At 43.8% G+C, this 17334-nt stretch carries 16 protein-coding genes; 14 read left to right on the forward strand and 2 right to left on the reverse strand.

Features of this window, described 5'->3' with window-relative positions; genetic code table 11:
- The first annotated feature begins 121 nt into the window (after positions 1-121).
- The 8 genes from rlmN to der all read left to right on the forward strand — a co-directional run bounded on the left by rlmN (position 122) and on the right by der (position 8849).
- Positions 122-1357, forward strand: a complete 1236-nt coding sequence (rlmN, locus tag F995_RS14400) for a dual-specificity RNA methyltransferase RlmN (protein ID WP_004647461.1) — start codon at positions 122-124, stop codon at positions 1355-1357.
- 14 nt (positions 1358-1371) lie between these two features.
- Positions 1372-2172 carry a type IV pilus biogenesis/stability protein PilW gene (gene pilW, locus F995_RS14405; protein WP_004647462.1) on the forward strand — a complete coding sequence of 267 codons (801 nt, stop codon included), beginning with the start codon at positions 1372-1374 and terminating at the stop codon, positions 2170-2172.
- Entirely contained in the window at positions 2163-2954 is a 792-nt protein-coding gene (locus tag F995_RS14410) for a helix-turn-helix domain-containing protein (RefSeq protein ID WP_004647463.1), read from the forward strand. Before pilW ends, F995_RS14410 begins: the two co-directional genes overlap by 10 nt.
- 23 nt (positions 2955-2977) lie before the next feature.
- Positions 2978-4099: a flavodoxin-dependent (E)-4-hydroxy-3-methylbut-2-enyl-diphosphate synthase gene (gene ispG / locus F995_RS14415; RefSeq protein WP_004647464.1), complete on the forward strand. Its 1122-nt coding sequence runs from the start codon at positions 2978-2980 to the stop codon at positions 4097-4099.
- 3 nt (positions 4100-4102) lie between these two features.
- Positions 4103-5398, forward strand: a complete 1296-nt coding sequence (gene hisS / locus F995_RS14420) for a histidine--tRNA ligase (protein WP_004647465.1) — start codon at positions 4103-4105, stop codon at positions 5396-5398.
- 30 nt (positions 5399-5428) lie between these two features.
- Complete coding sequence (locus F995_RS14425) at positions 5429-6127, forward strand: YfgM family protein (protein WP_004647466.1); 699 nt, start codon at positions 5429-5431, stop codon at positions 6125-6127.
- The gene (bamB, locus tag F995_RS14430) at positions 6124-7272 is read left to right on the forward strand and encodes an outer membrane protein assembly factor BamB (protein WP_004647467.1); all 1149 of its coding nucleotides are present in this window, start codon (positions 6124-6126) and stop codon (positions 7270-7272) included. Before F995_RS14425 ends, bamB begins: the two co-directional genes overlap by 4 nt.
- A 167-nt stretch (positions 7273-7439) precedes the next feature.
- Complete coding sequence (der, locus tag F995_RS14435) at positions 7440-8849, forward strand: ribosome biogenesis GTPase Der (protein WP_004278348.1); 1410 nt, start codon at positions 7440-7442, stop codon at positions 8847-8849.
- A gap of 153 nt (positions 8850-9002) precedes the next feature.
- On the opposite strand, the gene F995_RS14440 is transcribed toward der, so the two are convergent.
- Complete coding sequence (locus F995_RS14440) at positions 9003-10031, reverse strand: IS701 family transposase (RefSeq protein WP_081398989.1); 1029 nt, start codon at positions 10029-10031, stop codon at positions 9003-9005.
- A 196-nt stretch (positions 10032-10227) separates the two neighbouring features.
- Here F995_RS14440 and F995_RS14445 point away from each other — a divergent pair, with 196 nt between their 5' ends.
- The 4 genes from F995_RS14445 to F995_RS14460 all read left to right on the forward strand — a co-directional run bounded on the left by F995_RS14445 (position 10228) and on the right by F995_RS14460 (position 15244).
- Positions 10228-11736 carry a hypothetical protein gene (locus F995_RS14445; RefSeq protein WP_004647470.1) on the forward strand — a complete coding sequence of 503 codons (1509 nt, stop codon included), beginning with the start codon at positions 10228-10230 and terminating at the stop codon, positions 11734-11736.
- A 2-nt stretch (positions 11737-11738) separates the two neighbouring features.
- Positions 11739-13787, forward strand: a complete 2049-nt coding sequence (locus tag F995_RS14450; RefSeq protein ID WP_004647471.1) for an MreC domain-containing protein — start codon at positions 11739-11741, stop codon at positions 13785-13787.
- Positions 13788-13808: 21 nt separating this feature from the next.
- A complete protein-coding gene (locus F995_RS14455; protein ID WP_004647472.1) occupies positions 13809-14504 on the forward strand; it encodes a hypothetical protein in 696 nt (231 codons plus the stop codon).
- Positions 14505-14584: 80 nt separating this feature from the next.
- The gene (locus F995_RS14460; protein WP_004647473.1) at positions 14585-15244 is read left to right on the forward strand and encodes a 4'-phosphopantetheinyl transferase family protein; all 660 of its coding nucleotides are present in this window, start codon (positions 14585-14587) and stop codon (positions 15242-15244) included.
- A 23-nt stretch (positions 15245-15267) separates the two neighbouring features.
- Here F995_RS14460 and F995_RS14465 read toward each other — a convergent pair whose 3' ends face one another.
- Positions 15268-16038, reverse strand: coding sequence for an SDR family oxidoreductase (locus F995_RS14465; protein WP_004647474.1), 771 nt, complete (start codon positions 16036-16038; stop codon positions 15268-15270).
- 91 nt (positions 16039-16129) lie between these two features.
- Here F995_RS14465 and mazG point away from each other — a divergent pair, with 91 nt between their 5' ends.
- On the forward strand, positions 16130-16942 hold the full coding sequence (gene mazG / locus F995_RS14470) for a nucleoside triphosphate pyrophosphohydrolase (RefSeq protein ID WP_004647475.1): 813 nt from the start codon (positions 16130-16132) through the stop codon (positions 16940-16942).
- On the forward strand, positions 16902-17324 hold the full coding sequence (locus F995_RS14475) for a ComEA family DNA-binding protein (RefSeq protein ID WP_004647476.1): 423 nt from the start codon (positions 16902-16904) through the stop codon (positions 17322-17324). The genes mazG and F995_RS14475 overlap by 41 nt, the downstream gene beginning before the upstream one ends.
- Positions 17325-17334 lie beyond the last annotated feature (10 nt).

Here is a 17334-nt window from a genome sequence, read left to right on the forward strand (position 1 = left end):
TCGCAGTATTCAAGCCAGATAAGTGTTATTATACTTATCTGGTTTTTTTATTCTCTGAATAATTCTTTGCTCACATATTGAGCTTCTCCTTTCATCTTTAGACATGGTTTAGGTAATACACATGAGTACTGAAGCAGTCGCTGTATCAGCAGTTTCTGAGCCACAGCAACACACTCCATCCGCTCCAGCACAGGCAAATACTGTCGAGAAAGTGAATTTACTTGGCATGTCACGTCCGCAAATGGAAAAATTCTTTGAGGACATAGGTGAGAAGAAGTTTCGTGCCGGGCAGGTAATGAAATGGATTCACCAGTTCTTTGTGACTGATTTTGCTGAAATGACCAATATTTCCGGCAAACTGCGTGAAAAACTGGAAAAGATTTGTGAAATTAAAGCGCCTGAAGTGGTGCATAAAAACTATTCTAAAGATGGTACCCGTAAATGGGTATTCCGTGTTGGCGACGGTGAAGGTTCCCTCGTCGAAACCGTATTGATTCCTGCTGAACATCGCAGTGGTTTACGTCGCACTTTGTGTATTTCTTCACAAGTGGGCTGTGCACTGGACTGTTCATTCTGCTCAACCGGTAAACAGGGTTTCCAGCGTGATTTGACTCAAGCCGAAATTATCGGTCAGCTCTGGATGGCGAACTATTCCTATATGGAAGATGTGCCGGTACTTGAGCGTGAACGTTCAGTCACGAACGTGGTGATGATGGGCATGGGCGAGCCATTGCTCAACTACGATGCAGTATTGAATTCAATGCGTATTATGCTGGATGACTTTGCATACGGCATGTCAAAACGTCGTGTGACTTTATCGACTTCTGGTGTGGTACCGAAAATCGATCAGATGGTCAAAGATATTGACGTGGCGCTGGCTATTTCATTGCATGCGCCAAATGATGAACTGCGTAACGAGCTGGTGCCGATCAATAAAAAATATCCGCTTGAGCAGCTGATTGCTGCATGTCAGCGCTATATTGCTAAAGATGGTAACGAAAGTTCACGTAAACATGTGACGATTGAATATGTGATGTTAGATGGCGTGAATGACCATCCTGAACATGCTCAGCAAATGATTAAGCTGTTGAAGAATTTGCCAAGCAAGATTAATTTGATTCCTTTTAATCCGTTCCCGCATGCGCCATATGGCCGCTCAAGCCGCAACCGGATTATTTCTTTCCAAAAAACTTTGTCTGATGCCGGTTTTGTGTGTACGATTCGTCAGACACGCGGTGATGACATTGATGCCGCGTGCGGACAGTTAGTCGGACAAGTTGCTGACCGTACCCGTCGTGCGGAACAGTGGAAAAAGAAAATTGCGCAATCGAATGAGATCATGCGCTCACAAGGATAATAAGAGGTCGCCAGTTGAGAAATCTAACATCAAAGTTTACTTTGATTTCAACAGTATGTGTGTCTTTGGTTTTAGTCGCGTGTCAGACGCCAGATCTGGGTCAGAAAGACCCTGAAAAGGCCACCAAAGTCCGTACCCAATTGGCGGTAGAATATCTGAGAACAGGTGACCTGGATGCAGCTAAACGTGCGCTGGATCAGGCACTTGAAAGCAGTCCGCGTGATTCTCAAGCGAATATGATGATGGGCGTGCTACTGCAACAGGAAGGTAGTAAGCTTAATCTCGAAAAAGCAGATCATTATTTCAAGCGTGCGATTTCGGCAGATCCGAAAAATGCGCAGGCGCGAAATAATTACGGCACTTATTTATATCAGCTTGAACGCTATAATGATGCAATCGAGCAGTTTCAAATTGCTGGTGCCACGTTGGGTTATGATCAGCGATTCCGCGCACTGGAAAATATGGGGCGGATTTACCTGAAACTGGGTGATACAGCAAATGCTGAAAAATCATTCAAACAGGCGCTACAAGCCAATCGCGATTCCTATATTTCAATGTTAGAGTTGGCAGAAATATTTTATTTGAACCAGCAGTTCCCGGCAGCGACACAAATGTATCAACAGTTTGTGCGTGGTGTGGGGCAGAAAAATCAGGGTGCCCGTGCACTCTGGATTGGCATTCGCACTGCGCGTGCCGGAGGTGATCAGTTGGGTATGCAGGTATTGGTCAACCAGTTACGTGCACTCTTTCCTGAAAGCCAGGAATACCAACGTTATTTGCAATTACAGTACAGTACTGAGGCCGTATGGAAGTAAATCCTAATTCACCATCGAATCATTCGAGCGTAGCTCCAAATGCGTTAGGAAATATTCAACGTCCGGGCGAGTACTTGCGCCAGATTCGTATCAACCAGCAACGTAATCTGGAAGATGTAGCGAAAGAGCTGAATATTCCGGTCAAAACCCTGACTGCTCTTGAGCAGGATGAATACAAATCTTTGCCAGAAGCGACCTTTATCAAAGGTTATTACCGGACTTATGCCAAATTTCTGGGTGTAGATGCGTCTAGTATTATTCAGCGTTTTGATGAAATCTATACCAATGATACCGGGTTGCTGCCGAATCATGCCCTGAACAATTCTCCAATTAAAATTATGGGGAAATTACCAGGTTCCAAGCGTGACCGTAATCGTAAGTGGTTAAAGCGCATTTTTATTACGCTGGTACTTTTGCTGATTTTGGGCGCACTGTTTGCCATGATTCAGAACTGGTCGAGCAGTAATTCCCAAAATAGCAGTGAAGTCTCTGGAGTAGGCGCTTCTAATGTCGAGATTCTGAATCTGGATACAGGTGCCGCACTTTCCGGTGATCAGCTGAAACTTGATTTTAACCGTCCGACTTCGGTGCATATTGTCGACTCGGCGGGTAATGTTCTGGCAACTGGCCGTCAGGCATCGAGCTTGCAACTGAATGGTGAAGCGCCATTCCAGATTCGTCTCGATGATGCATCGGCTGTATCGCTCAGTTTGAATAATGAAAATATTTCATTGTCACCCTACACTGTGAACGGAAAAGCAGAATTCCGTTTATCACCTTAACAGATCAAGAGTAGAGCAGAACGATGATCGTAAATCCAATTAAACGTCGTCCAACACGTAAAATTCGTGTGGGTTCAGTTTATGTGGGTGGTGATGCACCAATCAGTATCCAGTCCATGACCAATACTGAAACCTGTGATGTAGCAGCTACGGTTGCACAGATTCAGCGCTGTGTAGATGCCGGTGCAGACATCATGCGGGTTTCTGTGCCTACCATGGAAGCGGCGGCGGCATTTGGTGAAATTCGCAAGCAGGTCAATGTACCTTTGGTCGCCGATATTCACTTCGATTATAAAATTGCTTTGGCAGTTGCCGATTTGGGTGCAGACTGCCTGCGGATTAACCCGGGCAATATCGGTTCTGAAGCGAAAATCCGTGAAGTGGTGGCCGCAGCACGTCATAACGATATTTCCATGCGGATCGGTGTTAATGCCGGCTCACTGGAAAAAGATATTCAAAAGAAATATGGCGAGCCGACGGGTCAGGCTTTGCTTGAATCTGCGATACGTCATATCGATATTTTAGACCGTCTGGATTTCCAGGAATTCAAAATTTCAGTCAAAGCCTCGAATGTGTTCCTGACCATGGATGCGTATCGTTTGTTGTCACAGCAAATTGATAATCCGCTACATTTAGGTGTAACGGAAGCGGGTATTTACCGTACCGGTTCGGTTAAATCTGCGATCGCTTTGGGCGGCCTGCTGATGGAAGGCATTGGGGATACTATGCGTATTTCCTTAGCTGCCGAGCCTGAAGAAGAAATTAAAATTGGTTTTGATATTCTGAAATCGCTGGGTCTGCGCTCCAACGGGATTAACTTCATTGCCTGCCCAAGCTGTTCACGTCAGGAATTTAATGTGATTTCAGTGATGCAGCAACTTGAAGAACGTTTAGAAGATATTCGTACCCCAATGGATGTGTCTGTTATTGGCTGTAAGGTCAATGGGCCGGGCGAAGCCAAAGAAGCGGATATTGGTGTTGTAGGTGCAGCACCACGTTCACTAGTATACCGTAATGGTGAAAAGAGCCATTTAATTGACACGAATCAATTGGTTGATGAAATCGAAACCATGGTTCGTCAACGTGTTACCGAGCTTGAAGAAGCTAAATCTAAAGAAATTATTCGTACAAGTTTTTCTGAGTAGATCATGAGTTCAATCGTCGCAATCAAAGGTTTTAATGACATTCTCCCAACGCAAACCCCAGCTTGGAGACGTCTTGAACAGCATCTATCCGGTTTGATGGATGCCTATGGCTATCAACAAATCCGTTTGCCTATCGTTGAACAGACTAATTTGTTTAAACGTTCGATCGGTGATGCAACCGATATCGTTGAAAAAGAGATGTATACCTTCCTCGACAAGGGTAATCCACCTGAGTCTTTGACACTACGTCCTGAAGGAACGGCAGGTTGTGTACGTGCCATGCTGGAGCATAACCTGCTGCGCGGTGCGACGCCTCGCGTCTGGTATATCGGATCCATGTTTCGTTATGAAAAACCGCAAAAAGGCCGTTACCGTCAGTTTCACCAGTTTGGTGTGGAAACCTTTGGTGTGGCAACGCCAGATATGGATGCAGAACTGATTCTGATGACGGCGCGTCTGTGGAAACGTATGGGTGTGGCAGACAAGGTTCAGCTTGAGTTAAATACACTCGGTGAGTCGGATGAGCGTGCAGCCTATCGTGCGGCACTGGTAGAGTTCCTGCAGGCGCATAAGGCTGATCTGGATGAAGACTCACAACGCCGTCTGACGACTAATCCACTGCGTATTCTGGATTCTAAAGATGCCAAAACTCAAAGTATCCTAGAAAATGCGCCTAAACTTCACGACTTTATGGGTGAAGAAACACTGGCACACTTTAACCAGTTGCAACAGTATTTGTCAGATGCCGGTATTAGCTTTGTCATCAATCAAAAACTGGTACGTGGTCTGGACTACTATAATAAAACCGTATTTGAATGGACGACTACCCACTTGGGTTCACAAGGTACTGTATGTGCTGGTGGTCGTTATGACGGCTTAGTCGGTCAATTGAAAGGCAAAGCGGATCAATCTGTGCCTGCAGTTGGTTTCGCGATGGGGATGGAGCGTTTATTGCTTCTACTGGAACAGATTGAAGACAATACGCCAGTACGTGATTGTGAAGTATTCCTGGTTGCCGATCCTGCTTCTCAGGGTAAAGCGCTGGTATTGGCTGAACAGATTCGTGATCAATTGGAAGCTGCTGGCAGTAACATTCGCCTGAAAGTCGGCTCTCAGGGTTCAATGAAATCGCAAATGAAAAAGGCTGATCAAGCCGGTGCTTTGTATGCGGCGATTTTGGGTGAACGTGAACTGGAAGCTCAGGCGTTTACTGTGAAAGAGCTGGCAACCGCAGAGCAATCGAATGTACCATTTACGGACTTCGTTGCATTTTTTAGTACTAAAATTTCTTCAAAATAATCGATAAAACATTAGGAAAAGGGTAATCTCATGAGCGCAATGAGTGGTGATGAACAGTTTGAAAGCTTAAAATCCTTTATGAAGAAATATGGTTCTTCGATGATTACCGGGATTTTAATTGCGCTGATTGCCTTTTTTGGATGGGAATATTGGCAGAAGAAAAACCTGGCAGAGTCGCAAATGCACACTGCCAAGGTTCAGCAGTTGATGGATGATGCACAGGCATCGAAAGGTGATGGTTTTGCCAAGCTGTCTGAAACTGCGGACAAAATTGTCAAGGAAGCGCCTGACTCAGCTCAGGCGATTCAAACCCAGTTAGTCATGGCGAAACTGGCTTATGACAAAGAAGATTATGCTGCGGCCGAGAAAGCACTACAGAAAGTTGAAAACTCGAAAGTAGATGATAAAGGCCTGGTTCAGGTGGTTAAACTTCGTCTGGCCTATGCGCAACTGGCACAGAAAAAATATGATGCTGCATTGAAAACTTTAGAAGCAGTGACTGAACCTGCATTTAAAGCAACTGCCGATGAAGCACGTGGCGATATCTATGTTGCCAAAAATGATATTGAAAATGCGAAAAAAGTATATCAAAGTGCATGGGATGCTTTGATTGAACGTAAAGAAGAACGTCAGATTTTACAAATTAAGCTCGAAAGCGTAGGCGTGTTAGTCGATGATCCAGAAATCGAACGCCCAATTATAGAAACACAAGCGGAAGAAGCTGCATGAATAGAAAATACAAAATTACCTGTGCCTTGACTGTTTTAACGCTTGCACTGGCTGGCTGTGCAGGTAAAACCACTAAAGTTCCAGAAGTAAAACCGAATCCACTTCCAAAACTGACCCAAGCCAAAACCCTGGTCCCTGTATTTTCCACCAGTGTGGCGTCAACAGATGCTGCTGATCCGTTGCGTTTACGTCTGGATGCAGACAATGGCGTGGTCTTTGCGATTGACCCGAAAGGCGAAGTGTCTGCATTTAAAGGCAAACAGCGTCTGTGGCAGAAGAAAGTCAGCAAAGACAATTTAAGTTCTGGCGTTGAAGCTGCCGAAGGTCTTGTTGTCGTCGGCAACCAGAAAGGTCAGCTGTTTGCGCTAGATCAACAAACCGGCGAGCAGAAATGGACTGCGCAATTGACGGGTGCTTTACTGGCGCCTTCACTGATTCATGCAGGGCGGGTCATTAGTGTCAGCAATGACGGCACCGTATATGCGCATGAAATTGCGACGGGTGCGCAAGTTTGGACTTATGACTTACCTAATGTACAATTCAGCTTACGTGGCATGGCTGCACCGGTTGCATTAGATGCCCGTAATATACTGATTGCCTCTTCCAATGCTTATATCTATGCATTGGATGCCTTAAGTGGTGTGCCAAAATTACAGCGTCGTGTCGCAGTGTCGGATGGACGTTCTGATATCCAGCGTCTGGTGGATATTGACGGGGAACCGGTCGTTGCAGGCCAGTTTGTGGTGACCACCAGTTATCAAGGTCAGGTGACTGTGCTGGATTTAGCTTCACAACAGGTGGTCTGGAGTGAAGATGCCAGCAGTATCCAGCGTCCAGAAGTTGTGGGCAATGGCGTATTTGTGGCGCAAACCGATGGCAGAATCAAAGCCTTTGAGATTACTTCGGGTCAGCCACTTTGGGAAAATGACCAGCTGTTGAATCGTAAGTTAAGTAATCCGGTGATGCTGGGTACTGATCTTGTAGTCGGTGATCTGGATGGTGTCTTGCACCTGATTGATCCGCGTACTGGACAGATTACTGGTCGTTCGAAAACTTCTGGGGAAGTGCGTAGCTTACGCGTTATCGACAACCAGCTTTATGTTTCTACACGCAAGGGCGCATTAAGCATTTGGCAGAACCGTTAATTTTAACGAGCCTTATGCTAAACTAGCCACAACCGTATTTTGTGAACGCGGGGTGATTGAAAAATCAATGCCCCGTGTTTTTATTTAGGGTATTTACCCCTTATATCTTCCTATGCTTTCTGATGTTCAGGCCACTTTGACGCCTGATATTAAATAAAGGTTACTCTATGAAACCCGTAATTGCGCTCATTGGTCGTCCGAACGTCGGAAAATCGACGCTGTTCAACCAGATTACCAAGAGCCGTGACGCATTGGTGGCAGACTTTGCAGGTCTGACACGCGACCGTAAATATGGCGATGCTACCTATCAAAATAAATCTTTCATTGTGGTCGATACCGGCGGTATTGGTGAAAATGAAGGTGGTATTGATTCATATATGGCAGAGCAATCTAAAACTGCCATTCATGAAGCCGACATCATTATTTTTGTGGTTGATGCGCGTGCCGGCCTGCTGGCTTCCGATGAACAGATTGCACGTGAATTACGTACTTTAGGCAAAAAAGTCTTTCTGGTGGCCAACAAGGTCGATGGCGTACATGCTGAAGCTGCCTTGGTTGAATTCTACAAACTGGGTATGGGCGAGCCGCTACAAGTGGCAGCCAGCCATGGTCGTGGTGTTCAGCAAATGTTGGAAGACGTGCTTGCTGATGTACCGGAAGATGAAAATCCGGAAGAGCATGACAAAAACACGGGTCTGCGTTTGGCGATTATTGGTCGTCCAAACGTCGGTAAATCAACGCTGGTGAACCGCTTGCTCGGTGAAGAGCGTGTGGTGGCATTTGACCAGCCGGGTACAACACGTGACTCGATTTATATTCCATTCGAGCGTGATGGCCGTCAATATACCCTGATTGATACTGCCGGGGTGCGCCGTAAAGGTAAAGTTGATGAAATGATTGAGAAATTCTCGATTGTTAAAACTTTACAGGCAATGAAAGATGCTAACGTAATTGTTGTTGTGGTTGATGCGCGTGATGGTATTGTTGAGCAGGACTTGCATTTGATTGGCTATGCACTTGAAGCGGGTCGTGCCATGGTCATTGCAGTCAATAAATGGGATAACATGACTGAATATGATCGTAAGCAATGTAAGCTCGATGTAGAGCGTCGCTTCGATTTCATTCCATGGGCCAAAGTGCATTTGATTTCTGCATTGCATGGAACGGGTGTGGGTGATCTTTATCCATCGATTCACCGTGCTTATGATTCATCTCGTTTGAAAGTGTCACCAGCAAAAATCACCCAGATTTTAAATGATGCGACAGATGCCCACCAACCGCCGATGGTTCAGGGTCGTCGTATTAAAATGCGTTATGCGCATATGGGTGGGCAGAATCCACCAACGATCGTGATTCACGGAAACAAGGTGGATAAAACTCCTGCAGATTATCGCCGTTACCTGGAAAACGTGTTCCGTAAAGTGTACAAGCTTGAAGGTACACCGATTAAAATCGAGTTTAAAACTTCGGAAAACCCGTTTGAAGGTCGTAAGTCTCAAGTGGATGAGCGTGCAGCTGCACGTAAACGTCGTTATGTACAGAAGTTCAAGAAAGCCGAGAAGAAATTTAAGCGTTAATTTTATAGTTTAAATTTTCCGGATAAAAAGCCTGCGTAAAGCGGGCTTTTTTTATTACCTATAAAAATATTTTTTAATCAGGCTTAATTTTGAATTTAATAAAAATAAAATATTCTTTTAATTATAGTTATTTAGTATAGGACTTACGCACTATTATTTATAGATTTTCTGTGGCAGCAGATGATTCTTATCGAGAATAAATTCATCAATAAAGTTCTTGATAATTGGTTTAAATAATTTCTTCTGCCAACGATATACATTTTCAAAGATCCGCTCAAACTGGTTCTTTTGTATCTCAACATAGGCCATCAAGGCTGAGAAAATATGATTCAAAATCAGCTTGGATCGTCTTACTTGAAACTTTTCAATATGACAAACCTGTTTAATTACTCGATGATATTGTTCTATTTTCCAATGACTTGAATGTAATTCATAAAAACCATCAAAGGACAATAAATCATCTTCATCTTGATGCACAATATAAAATCTCTGCTGTTCTTTTAACTGAGTCTTAAATAATTGTACAAAGCCAACATCTTTGAGCCAGACCACTTGACCCTGATGAAAATTCGGCAATAAACGGAGTTGAAACCATTGTCCTTTTTCAGGGGAAACCTTACGGTTACTGTCGACACCAAACATAAATCGAATACCATGTTTTCTTATGGTTTTTAGATTTTCAGTCGATGAATACCAACTATCACCTGTAATGAATTGAATCTTTGCACCCCAATCGAGTACTTCACTTAACATCTCCATAAAGTAATCATTCTTGGTTTTACTTTCTGACTTATCATAAATTCGAAAATTAATTGGAATATTTTTGCCATGTTGATCTGTCGCATACAAGGTAATGAGATTAATACCCTTGACGGATCGGTGGTGTTTACCTGACCAAAAATAGCTAACTAAGTCCATATGTTGACTATATGGCTTATCTAAAACAGTATCATCAATACTGACTATAAGTTTATTATTATCAATGTGTTGAATTGCTTCTTGATATAGATCGTGAGCTGTGTAGTCTTCACGCTCCAAAAAGCGATTTACACTGTCATGCGAGATATTATAAGTCTCGGCAAGTTGTGTGCAGCTAATAGAGTTTGGTTCTGTCATGAGAAAGCCCATATAAATGGGTAATGTACAAGTTGCTGTAGAAGCATGTTTAGTTCGTCTGATCACAGATACGTTATAAAGTAGTTTGAGACTTTTTTAAATCCCTCAATGCGTAAGTCCTATTTAGTATAAGTATTAATTTAATATTTATGTGATATGTATTATATTTGTGTGAAATTGTTAATTCAGTCGCAAAAATGAAAATTGACTGAAAAAGATCATAAGAAATTACTACCCAAATTTGCGGTGGTGTGAGGGGAACATGAAAAAAACTGCATTGGCCTTAATCTGTATGATGGGCTTACCAAGCCTTGCATGCGCTGAAATGATCAAAGTGAATGGTGAGGGCAGTAGCCCCATTATAAAAAAAGATCCAATAGGAACACGGAATCAAGCATTGAATAATGCAAAAACTGATGCAGTCATTGCTTTAATCAAAAAAATAAATGGCCCTCAAGCCATGCAGGATGCCGAACTCCATCTGGCAGATATTGTGAAACAAGTTGACAATGGCTACGTATTTAATCGTGGTAGTCAAACCAACAATAACAATGAACTGGTTACTTCTATTTCAATTGAAATGGATGATCAGGAGTTTCGCCAGATCTTAAATGATCTGGGTTTATCCAAAAAGAATAGCCGAACCAGTCCGATCATGATCGTAATGGATGAATATTTTGGTGTACCGCGAGATAACTCAAAACCGGTGAAAGAGTTTACGTCGTACTTTTCTGACAAGAGCTATGCCTATGATGAAAAGGCCAGCTATGACGCGAAAGAAAGTGCAAAAGCCAGTGAAAGTTCATCATATTCATCAAAAGGCAAATCAGCTTCGGCTTCAGGCTATGCCTATGGTAATTACTATGGTGCAGGTGCGGGCGTTGCTGCACGTTCATCAAGTCACAATAATTCAGGTAAATCTTCTGCTTCAGCAAGTTATAACGCCAGTGAATCAGCACGTTATAGCCAGTCTGAACGCCAGAATGATATTCAAAATTTTGTGAAATATGTGGAATATCAAACCCCGTCGACCACACCTGAGCGTGAAAATCAAACGTTAACCTCAATTGCCCGTGCAGCATCTAAATATGATCTACGCTTAATGGATTCGGATGTGTTTCGTAGCCGTTATCTCAAAGGCAAGAGTATGACCATTCAACAATTGCTGGGTGATGCAGAGCTGGCAAAACTTGCAGTGGCTGCACGTCAGGAAAAAGCGGACTGGTTTATGGTCGGTAGCTCTTATATTTATGACCGTGGTCGTTCAGGTGCAACGGGTCAGTTTGTTTGTGATGGTGCACTCAGCTATAAAATTTATTCAGTCGATGATGGCACACTGATGGGCGGCGATACCCGTACTGAATCATCCACGGCTGCAACGACAGATACTTGCCGTACCAATGTTACCCGTAAACTGGGTGAAATGACGCTATCTGAAGTCGGCCCGCAAATCCTTGCCTATTCGAAAAACCGCAGCATGTATGGTAAGGAAATAACCCTCTTTGTAAAAAGTGTATCGGGTAGCGTATCTAGCCGGTTAGGGGATGACCTGTACGTGGCCTTAGATGAAATGGATGGTGCGGAAAATATCGATATCCGTACCCAGGATGGCAAATTGGTCGAGATGACCATGACTTATAAGAGTGAAAAGCCGTTAAGTGCTGAACTTGCCAAAGCATTGCGCCGGGTAAATCCTGTTCTGTCGAATGCAGAACGCCTGCAAGCAGGGAATACCATTACTTTATGTATTGGTGGTACCCAATGCAAATAAGCATGAAAAAAGCCATGCTTGCCATGGCGCTGATGGGAACGGCTAGTACACAGGCCAATATTCAGGTTTTTCCGGCGAAGGGAATTTACGGGCTGGAACTGCCTTGTCGTCAATCGGTGGAACATATAGAAGCAAACGCATCATCCATTTCCTGTGACTTTAGCAAGGCTGTATCTAGCGAGACGATTCGTACTCAAGTTGTACAGGCTTTCGAGCAGCAGCTGAAACAGGCCTTGCAAGATCAGGTGGTTACTTCAATTTCCCAACAGAATAAACATCGAAGCTATGTGGCTTCTCTGGAAGTTTTGCGGGCCAGCGAATATGTGGTGCAAAAGGAGTCTACAGCCGAGATTTTTCTGCCAGTCACTTTAAGTTTAAAGTTGACCAATGTCCTATCCGGAGAAGTGATTTATACCGATAGCGCTACTTTATCTCAACCTATACAGGTGCTGGCGACTGATATCGAGGCGGCTACAACCCGTCAGGCGGTCCAGCAGAAATTTCAAAGTAGCTTGCTGACCTTGACTCAGCAATTGACCCAAGATCTACAGAAGAAATTTAAGGTCTCTGAAGTGCAGACCAAGGTGATTGACCGCTGGAAGTCTTATATGGTTTTGGATAAAGGCTTTAATCAAGGGATTGCCAAAGATGATGAGCTGAGCTCGGCTTCAGGAGATTTAATCCGGGTTGTCCATGCTGACAGCGATTATGCTGTGGCATTGCCTGTATTGATGAGTGGTAATTCGAGCCAGTTTAGCAAGATTTCGGCTAATACCCGTCAGGCACTGAACAAGCCTAAAGCTTTGGTGATGGATGTATTGACTTATCAAGGCGAGTCAAAAGACCTGATTGAGCAGATTTTTTCTGATGCGATCGGAGAAAATGCATCTTTTACCCTTACACCAGTCAACAAACGTTATAGCGTGCTCGCACAGAGTATCAGTGAGCAGACAGGTTTAACTAATCAGGAAACCCAGCATCAGCGTGAACTTCCTGAATTTTTTATTCGTATTAATGTGATTCCTGTAATTGGTTATCAGCAGCAAGTCGGCAAAATGACTGAGCAGCAAGTGGTACATAGCGAAGTCTTTGCTGAAATGATTGACCGTTCTGGGCGCGTGATTTATTCGGCGCATGCGACTGATGAAATCAGTGAAGCCATTTCACAAGGAATGGGTTTTTCACTGGATACGCGTAAAGAAGTGGCACTTAAAAATGCTTTGGTGAAATTGGGTCAGCAATTCCAAAAAGGGATTCAATTTACCCGTTCAGATTTGCAGGTGGCGAGTGGTGGTAGCGAGACCATCACGATTCAGGATGCAGGCGAGCGTTTGACCACAGGCATGAAAATTCATGTGTATAACCGTGAAAAAGTTGCTCAGCGTCAAGTGTTAATCCCGACTTGGGAAGCTACAGTCATTGATCGTCAAGGGACTAAAGTCAAAGCGCAGCTTGATTTTCCTGTGAGTGGAAATGACCGCCTGCCGGTACGTTCGGGTGATAGCATCTTGGTGGATAGCCATGCTGCTGTGGGTGAGTCGAAACTTGCTCGTGTACTTTGTCCAAGCTTGCATACTGATCAAGTCGGAGAGATTCCATTTTATGGATTTGGTCCGCTGATTTATCACGCATTTACCAGTCAGTCCAAACGTCCATTTTATGCCACAGGTTCAGGTTTTAAAGGGCAGACCAGTTTAGAAACATCAATTATAAAAATGACTGAAAATGCCGGCTTTAAAAAACAGCTTGATTTGAAACTGTATGTGCCCAAAGACGAGTGCTTACAGCCAGCATTCAAGATTCAGGTTCGAGAAGACTCTATTAAATGCAATGCAGACAAATCCAGTTGCGATGCCACTTTGGTGTTGGCAGGTGGCGCGCGGCGTTTTAATGCAAAACAGGAACGTGTTGGGGCTGTCGGTTTACAGCAAGAAGTTAGTTTAAAAGGCATTGATATCACCCATCGTCATGAAATGTACAACATTCAGATGTTCAAGGCATTACCAAAAATTTTAAATCAGATCGTGCAAAAAGCCGATGCAGTTCAGTAAGGAATTATAAGGGGAAATACTATGAAAAAAATCGCAAGCATCTTGATCTTGGGAAGTGTTGTATTGGCATCGCAAAGTCATGCCGGTCTTGGAACACTCAGCAGTCTGGCATCAAAAGCAGTTGCAACGACAACAGGTACGTCTTCACAGAATCTGGATTTGGCAGGTTTTCTTAAGCAGGCACAAGCCACCAATGCCATGTTTATTCAAAGCCGAACGACACTGGCAACCCTGTTTGCTGAACGTAAAGACAGTGAAGAGCTGAAAACCAAATTAAACAGCTTGAAAACTACCTCTGACGTAAAGGAAAAAGAGGCAATCCAGAAAGAGATTACCAAATTGACTAATGATGTTCTGGATGCATCAAAAAAGGATGAGGCGGCGACACTGGAACGTATTAATGCATTAAGTGTAAGCCAGAAACAGCTTCTGGTTAACTCACTTACTAACTTTGCGATTGCGGGCTTGTCTGCACGCGAACTCGTGCTTAATAGTAAGCAGGTGTCTATGCAAATGCTCAGTAATCCGCGTAGTGTCAGCGATAGCGGTATGTCTTTTATGGATGCCAAAGGCCTATTAGGTGATGTGACTGGAATTGCAAAAAATGCAACCATGGCATTGGTTGAGTATCCGCAATTGATGAAAAAAGCGGGCTTGAACTTTAAGGCGCCAGAATCTGCAGCAGCAAAACCAGTTGATATTTCTGATTCAATCTAAGCAATATGAGTCTAGCCTGTTTTCGAACAGGCTTTCTTTTTTTATCTGGCGACGTAAAATGAAAAAGTCCATCTGTTTCTATGAGCTTTGCATTGTCGCGAAATATTCAAATTTATCTACAAAAAATAGATCAGTTCTTTTCAATTGAACTGCCTCAATCACGGGTAGAGCAAATCAAGAATCGAAAACTGGCAATTTATGCGCATCGTAACCAGTTGCTGTCAGATCAATTCAATCATCCGATCCAATCTCTGGATTTCACCACCACTGAATATGGCAAGCCTTATTTAAATGACTATCCGGACTTCAGTTTTAATCATAGTCATAGTCAAAATTTCTACGCCTTGGCCACGAGCAGGAATGTCCAAAACTTGGGAATTGATATTGAAGAACTGAGTCGTAAGGTTCGTTTTGAAGCCTTGGCACAACATGCCTTTCATCCCGAAGAATTAAAACATTGGAAAACGCTGGCTTATGATCCCGAATACTGGTTTAAAGTCTGGACGATTAAAGAGGCCGTGTTAAAGGCATCAGGCTTGGGAATCCGGATCAACCTGAATGAACTCAATACCAATATCCATCCTGAACAAAATGGCGGACGCTGCGAACATCCAGAGATTGGCGTCTATGCTTATCAAAATTATTCTGTTGCTGGCTGTATGCTCACCGTGGCCTGGCAAAGTGAGCATTCCTGCAAAGGGTTGAGATTTCCAGTGATCCAGATTCATCACACTGTCTAAAACAAAATCAATCCGAATATTTTTTATTTTCTGGAAATGAGCAGGTTACTCAGCCGATTCACAAATTGCGGACTCATTCGCGATAAATGAAATAAAAACTGGCTTTTGAAACCAACCAGATGATGCGTTGCTTGCCAGATAGAATCTTTGAGTTCTGCCAGTTTCAGAATATCTTGTGCAACATCTTCTGCTTTTAAATGTACGCCCATCTTTTTGATGCTTTCTGCCTGCATATCTTTGACCATGGCCGTACTGACGAAAAGCGGCATGACATCCAAGACTCGAATCCCATAGGGTTGCCACTCAATATCCAGACTTTCAGTCAGGCCACGCACTGCAAACTTGCTGGTGGAATAACTGCTTAAATCGGCCTGGCCATAAATCGCCGAAGCGGAAGATAGATTGATGATGCGGGCAAATGAAGATTCTTTTAAATAAGGGAAAGCGGCATGACAGCCGTTCATGACTCCTTTAACATTAATATCCAGAGTCCGATGATGCGCCATAATATCAGTTTCTTCAAAAGGGCCTGAATATAAAATCCCGGCATTATTGACCAGAATATTGATTTCACCTGCCCAAGCTGAAAATTCGGCTAAAGCTGTTTCCCAGGACGTATAACCAGCCACATCCAGAAAACCGGCTTTGGCATGTTCGCCCAGTTGCTGGGCCAGTTGTTCTGCCTGCTCCACCTGAACATCATAAATACCCACCTTGTAGCCGTGCTGGTAAAATAGGGCGGCTGTCGCGGCACCAATTCCTTGTGCTGCACCGCTAATCAATATACTGTGCATGTGCCTGATCTCCTTATTGTCTTTTTTTTGAGCATAACAAGAAACTGGCAGATTGACGCGACAATTTGGTAAAAAAAAGAGGTTTTTAAACATGGAACAACTACTCAAGGTCATGCGCGAATTACGTGAAAAATGTCCATGGGATCAGCAGCAGACCCCCGAATCTCTGACCAAATATGCCATTGAGGAAGCTTATGAAGTCGAAGCAGCAGTCCGCTCTGGAAAAGTCGACGATGTCCGCGATGAGCTAGGTGATTTGCTGCTACAGGTGGTGTTCCAGTCGCAAATGTACAGCGAGCAGGGGGCTTTCGATTTTCAGGATGTGGTGCAGGCCATTACCGATAAACTGGTTCGCCGTCATCCGCATGTATTTCAGGCTGAACAATTTGCAAAAATGAGTCCGGAAGATGTGTCTGAGCTATGGAAAGAAATCAAACAGCAAGAAAAGCAGGGCAAGCCGCGTTCACGTCTGGATGATATTAAACATGCACCGGCTTTGGTGCAGGCCGATGAAATTCAAAAAAATGTCGCCAAAATCGGTTTTGATTTTCCGGACATGGCGGGTGCTTATGCCAAGCTGGAAGAAGAACTGGCTGAATTAAAAGCAGCGGTAGCCGGACAAAATTCCGATGAAATACAGGAAGAATTTGGTGACTGCTTATTATCTCTGGTCAATGTTGGACGTAAACTTGGCATCTCCAGCGAGATGGCATTATTGCGGACGATCCATAAATTCCGGACCCGCTTTGCCTTAATGGAAGATCAGGCACAATTACAGCAATTAGACCTGGAAAAACTGTCACTGGCTGAACTTGATCAGCTCTGGGAACAGGCTAAATTAGAATTAAAACAAAGAGCAGCACATGAAAAAAACACCTTATCGAATCGGTCCAACATGGATTAATCTTCTTCTGAGTTGCTGGCTGGGCTTTATTTCTATCGGAACAGCGCATGCGACTGCGACCGATTATATGGAATGGAAGACCCAACAACAGCAACACGACGCCCGCCTGAAGAAAAAAGCTGCCGCTACGGCTTCATCAGAAAGCAATCACTATCTGGCGAAGCCTGCATTATCGGCATCTTCCGCTGCTAATAAAATCAGTTTGAATAATGCAACAGTGGAGCAATTACAGCAGCTAAATGGTATTGGTCAAAAGAAGGCCGAGGCGATTATTGAACATCGGCAAAAAAATGGAAAATTCAAAAGCATTGAAGAGATCCAGCTGGTCAAAGGCATTGGGCCGGCATTGTTTGCCAAAAACAAGGCCAAATTGGCCTTGTAAGGCGACAGCA

This window comes from Acinetobacter sp. CIP A162 (genome assembly GCF_000367905.1).
Classification (GTDB): domain Bacteria; phylum Pseudomonadota; class Gammaproteobacteria; order Pseudomonadales; family Moraxellaceae; genus Acinetobacter; species Acinetobacter lwoffii.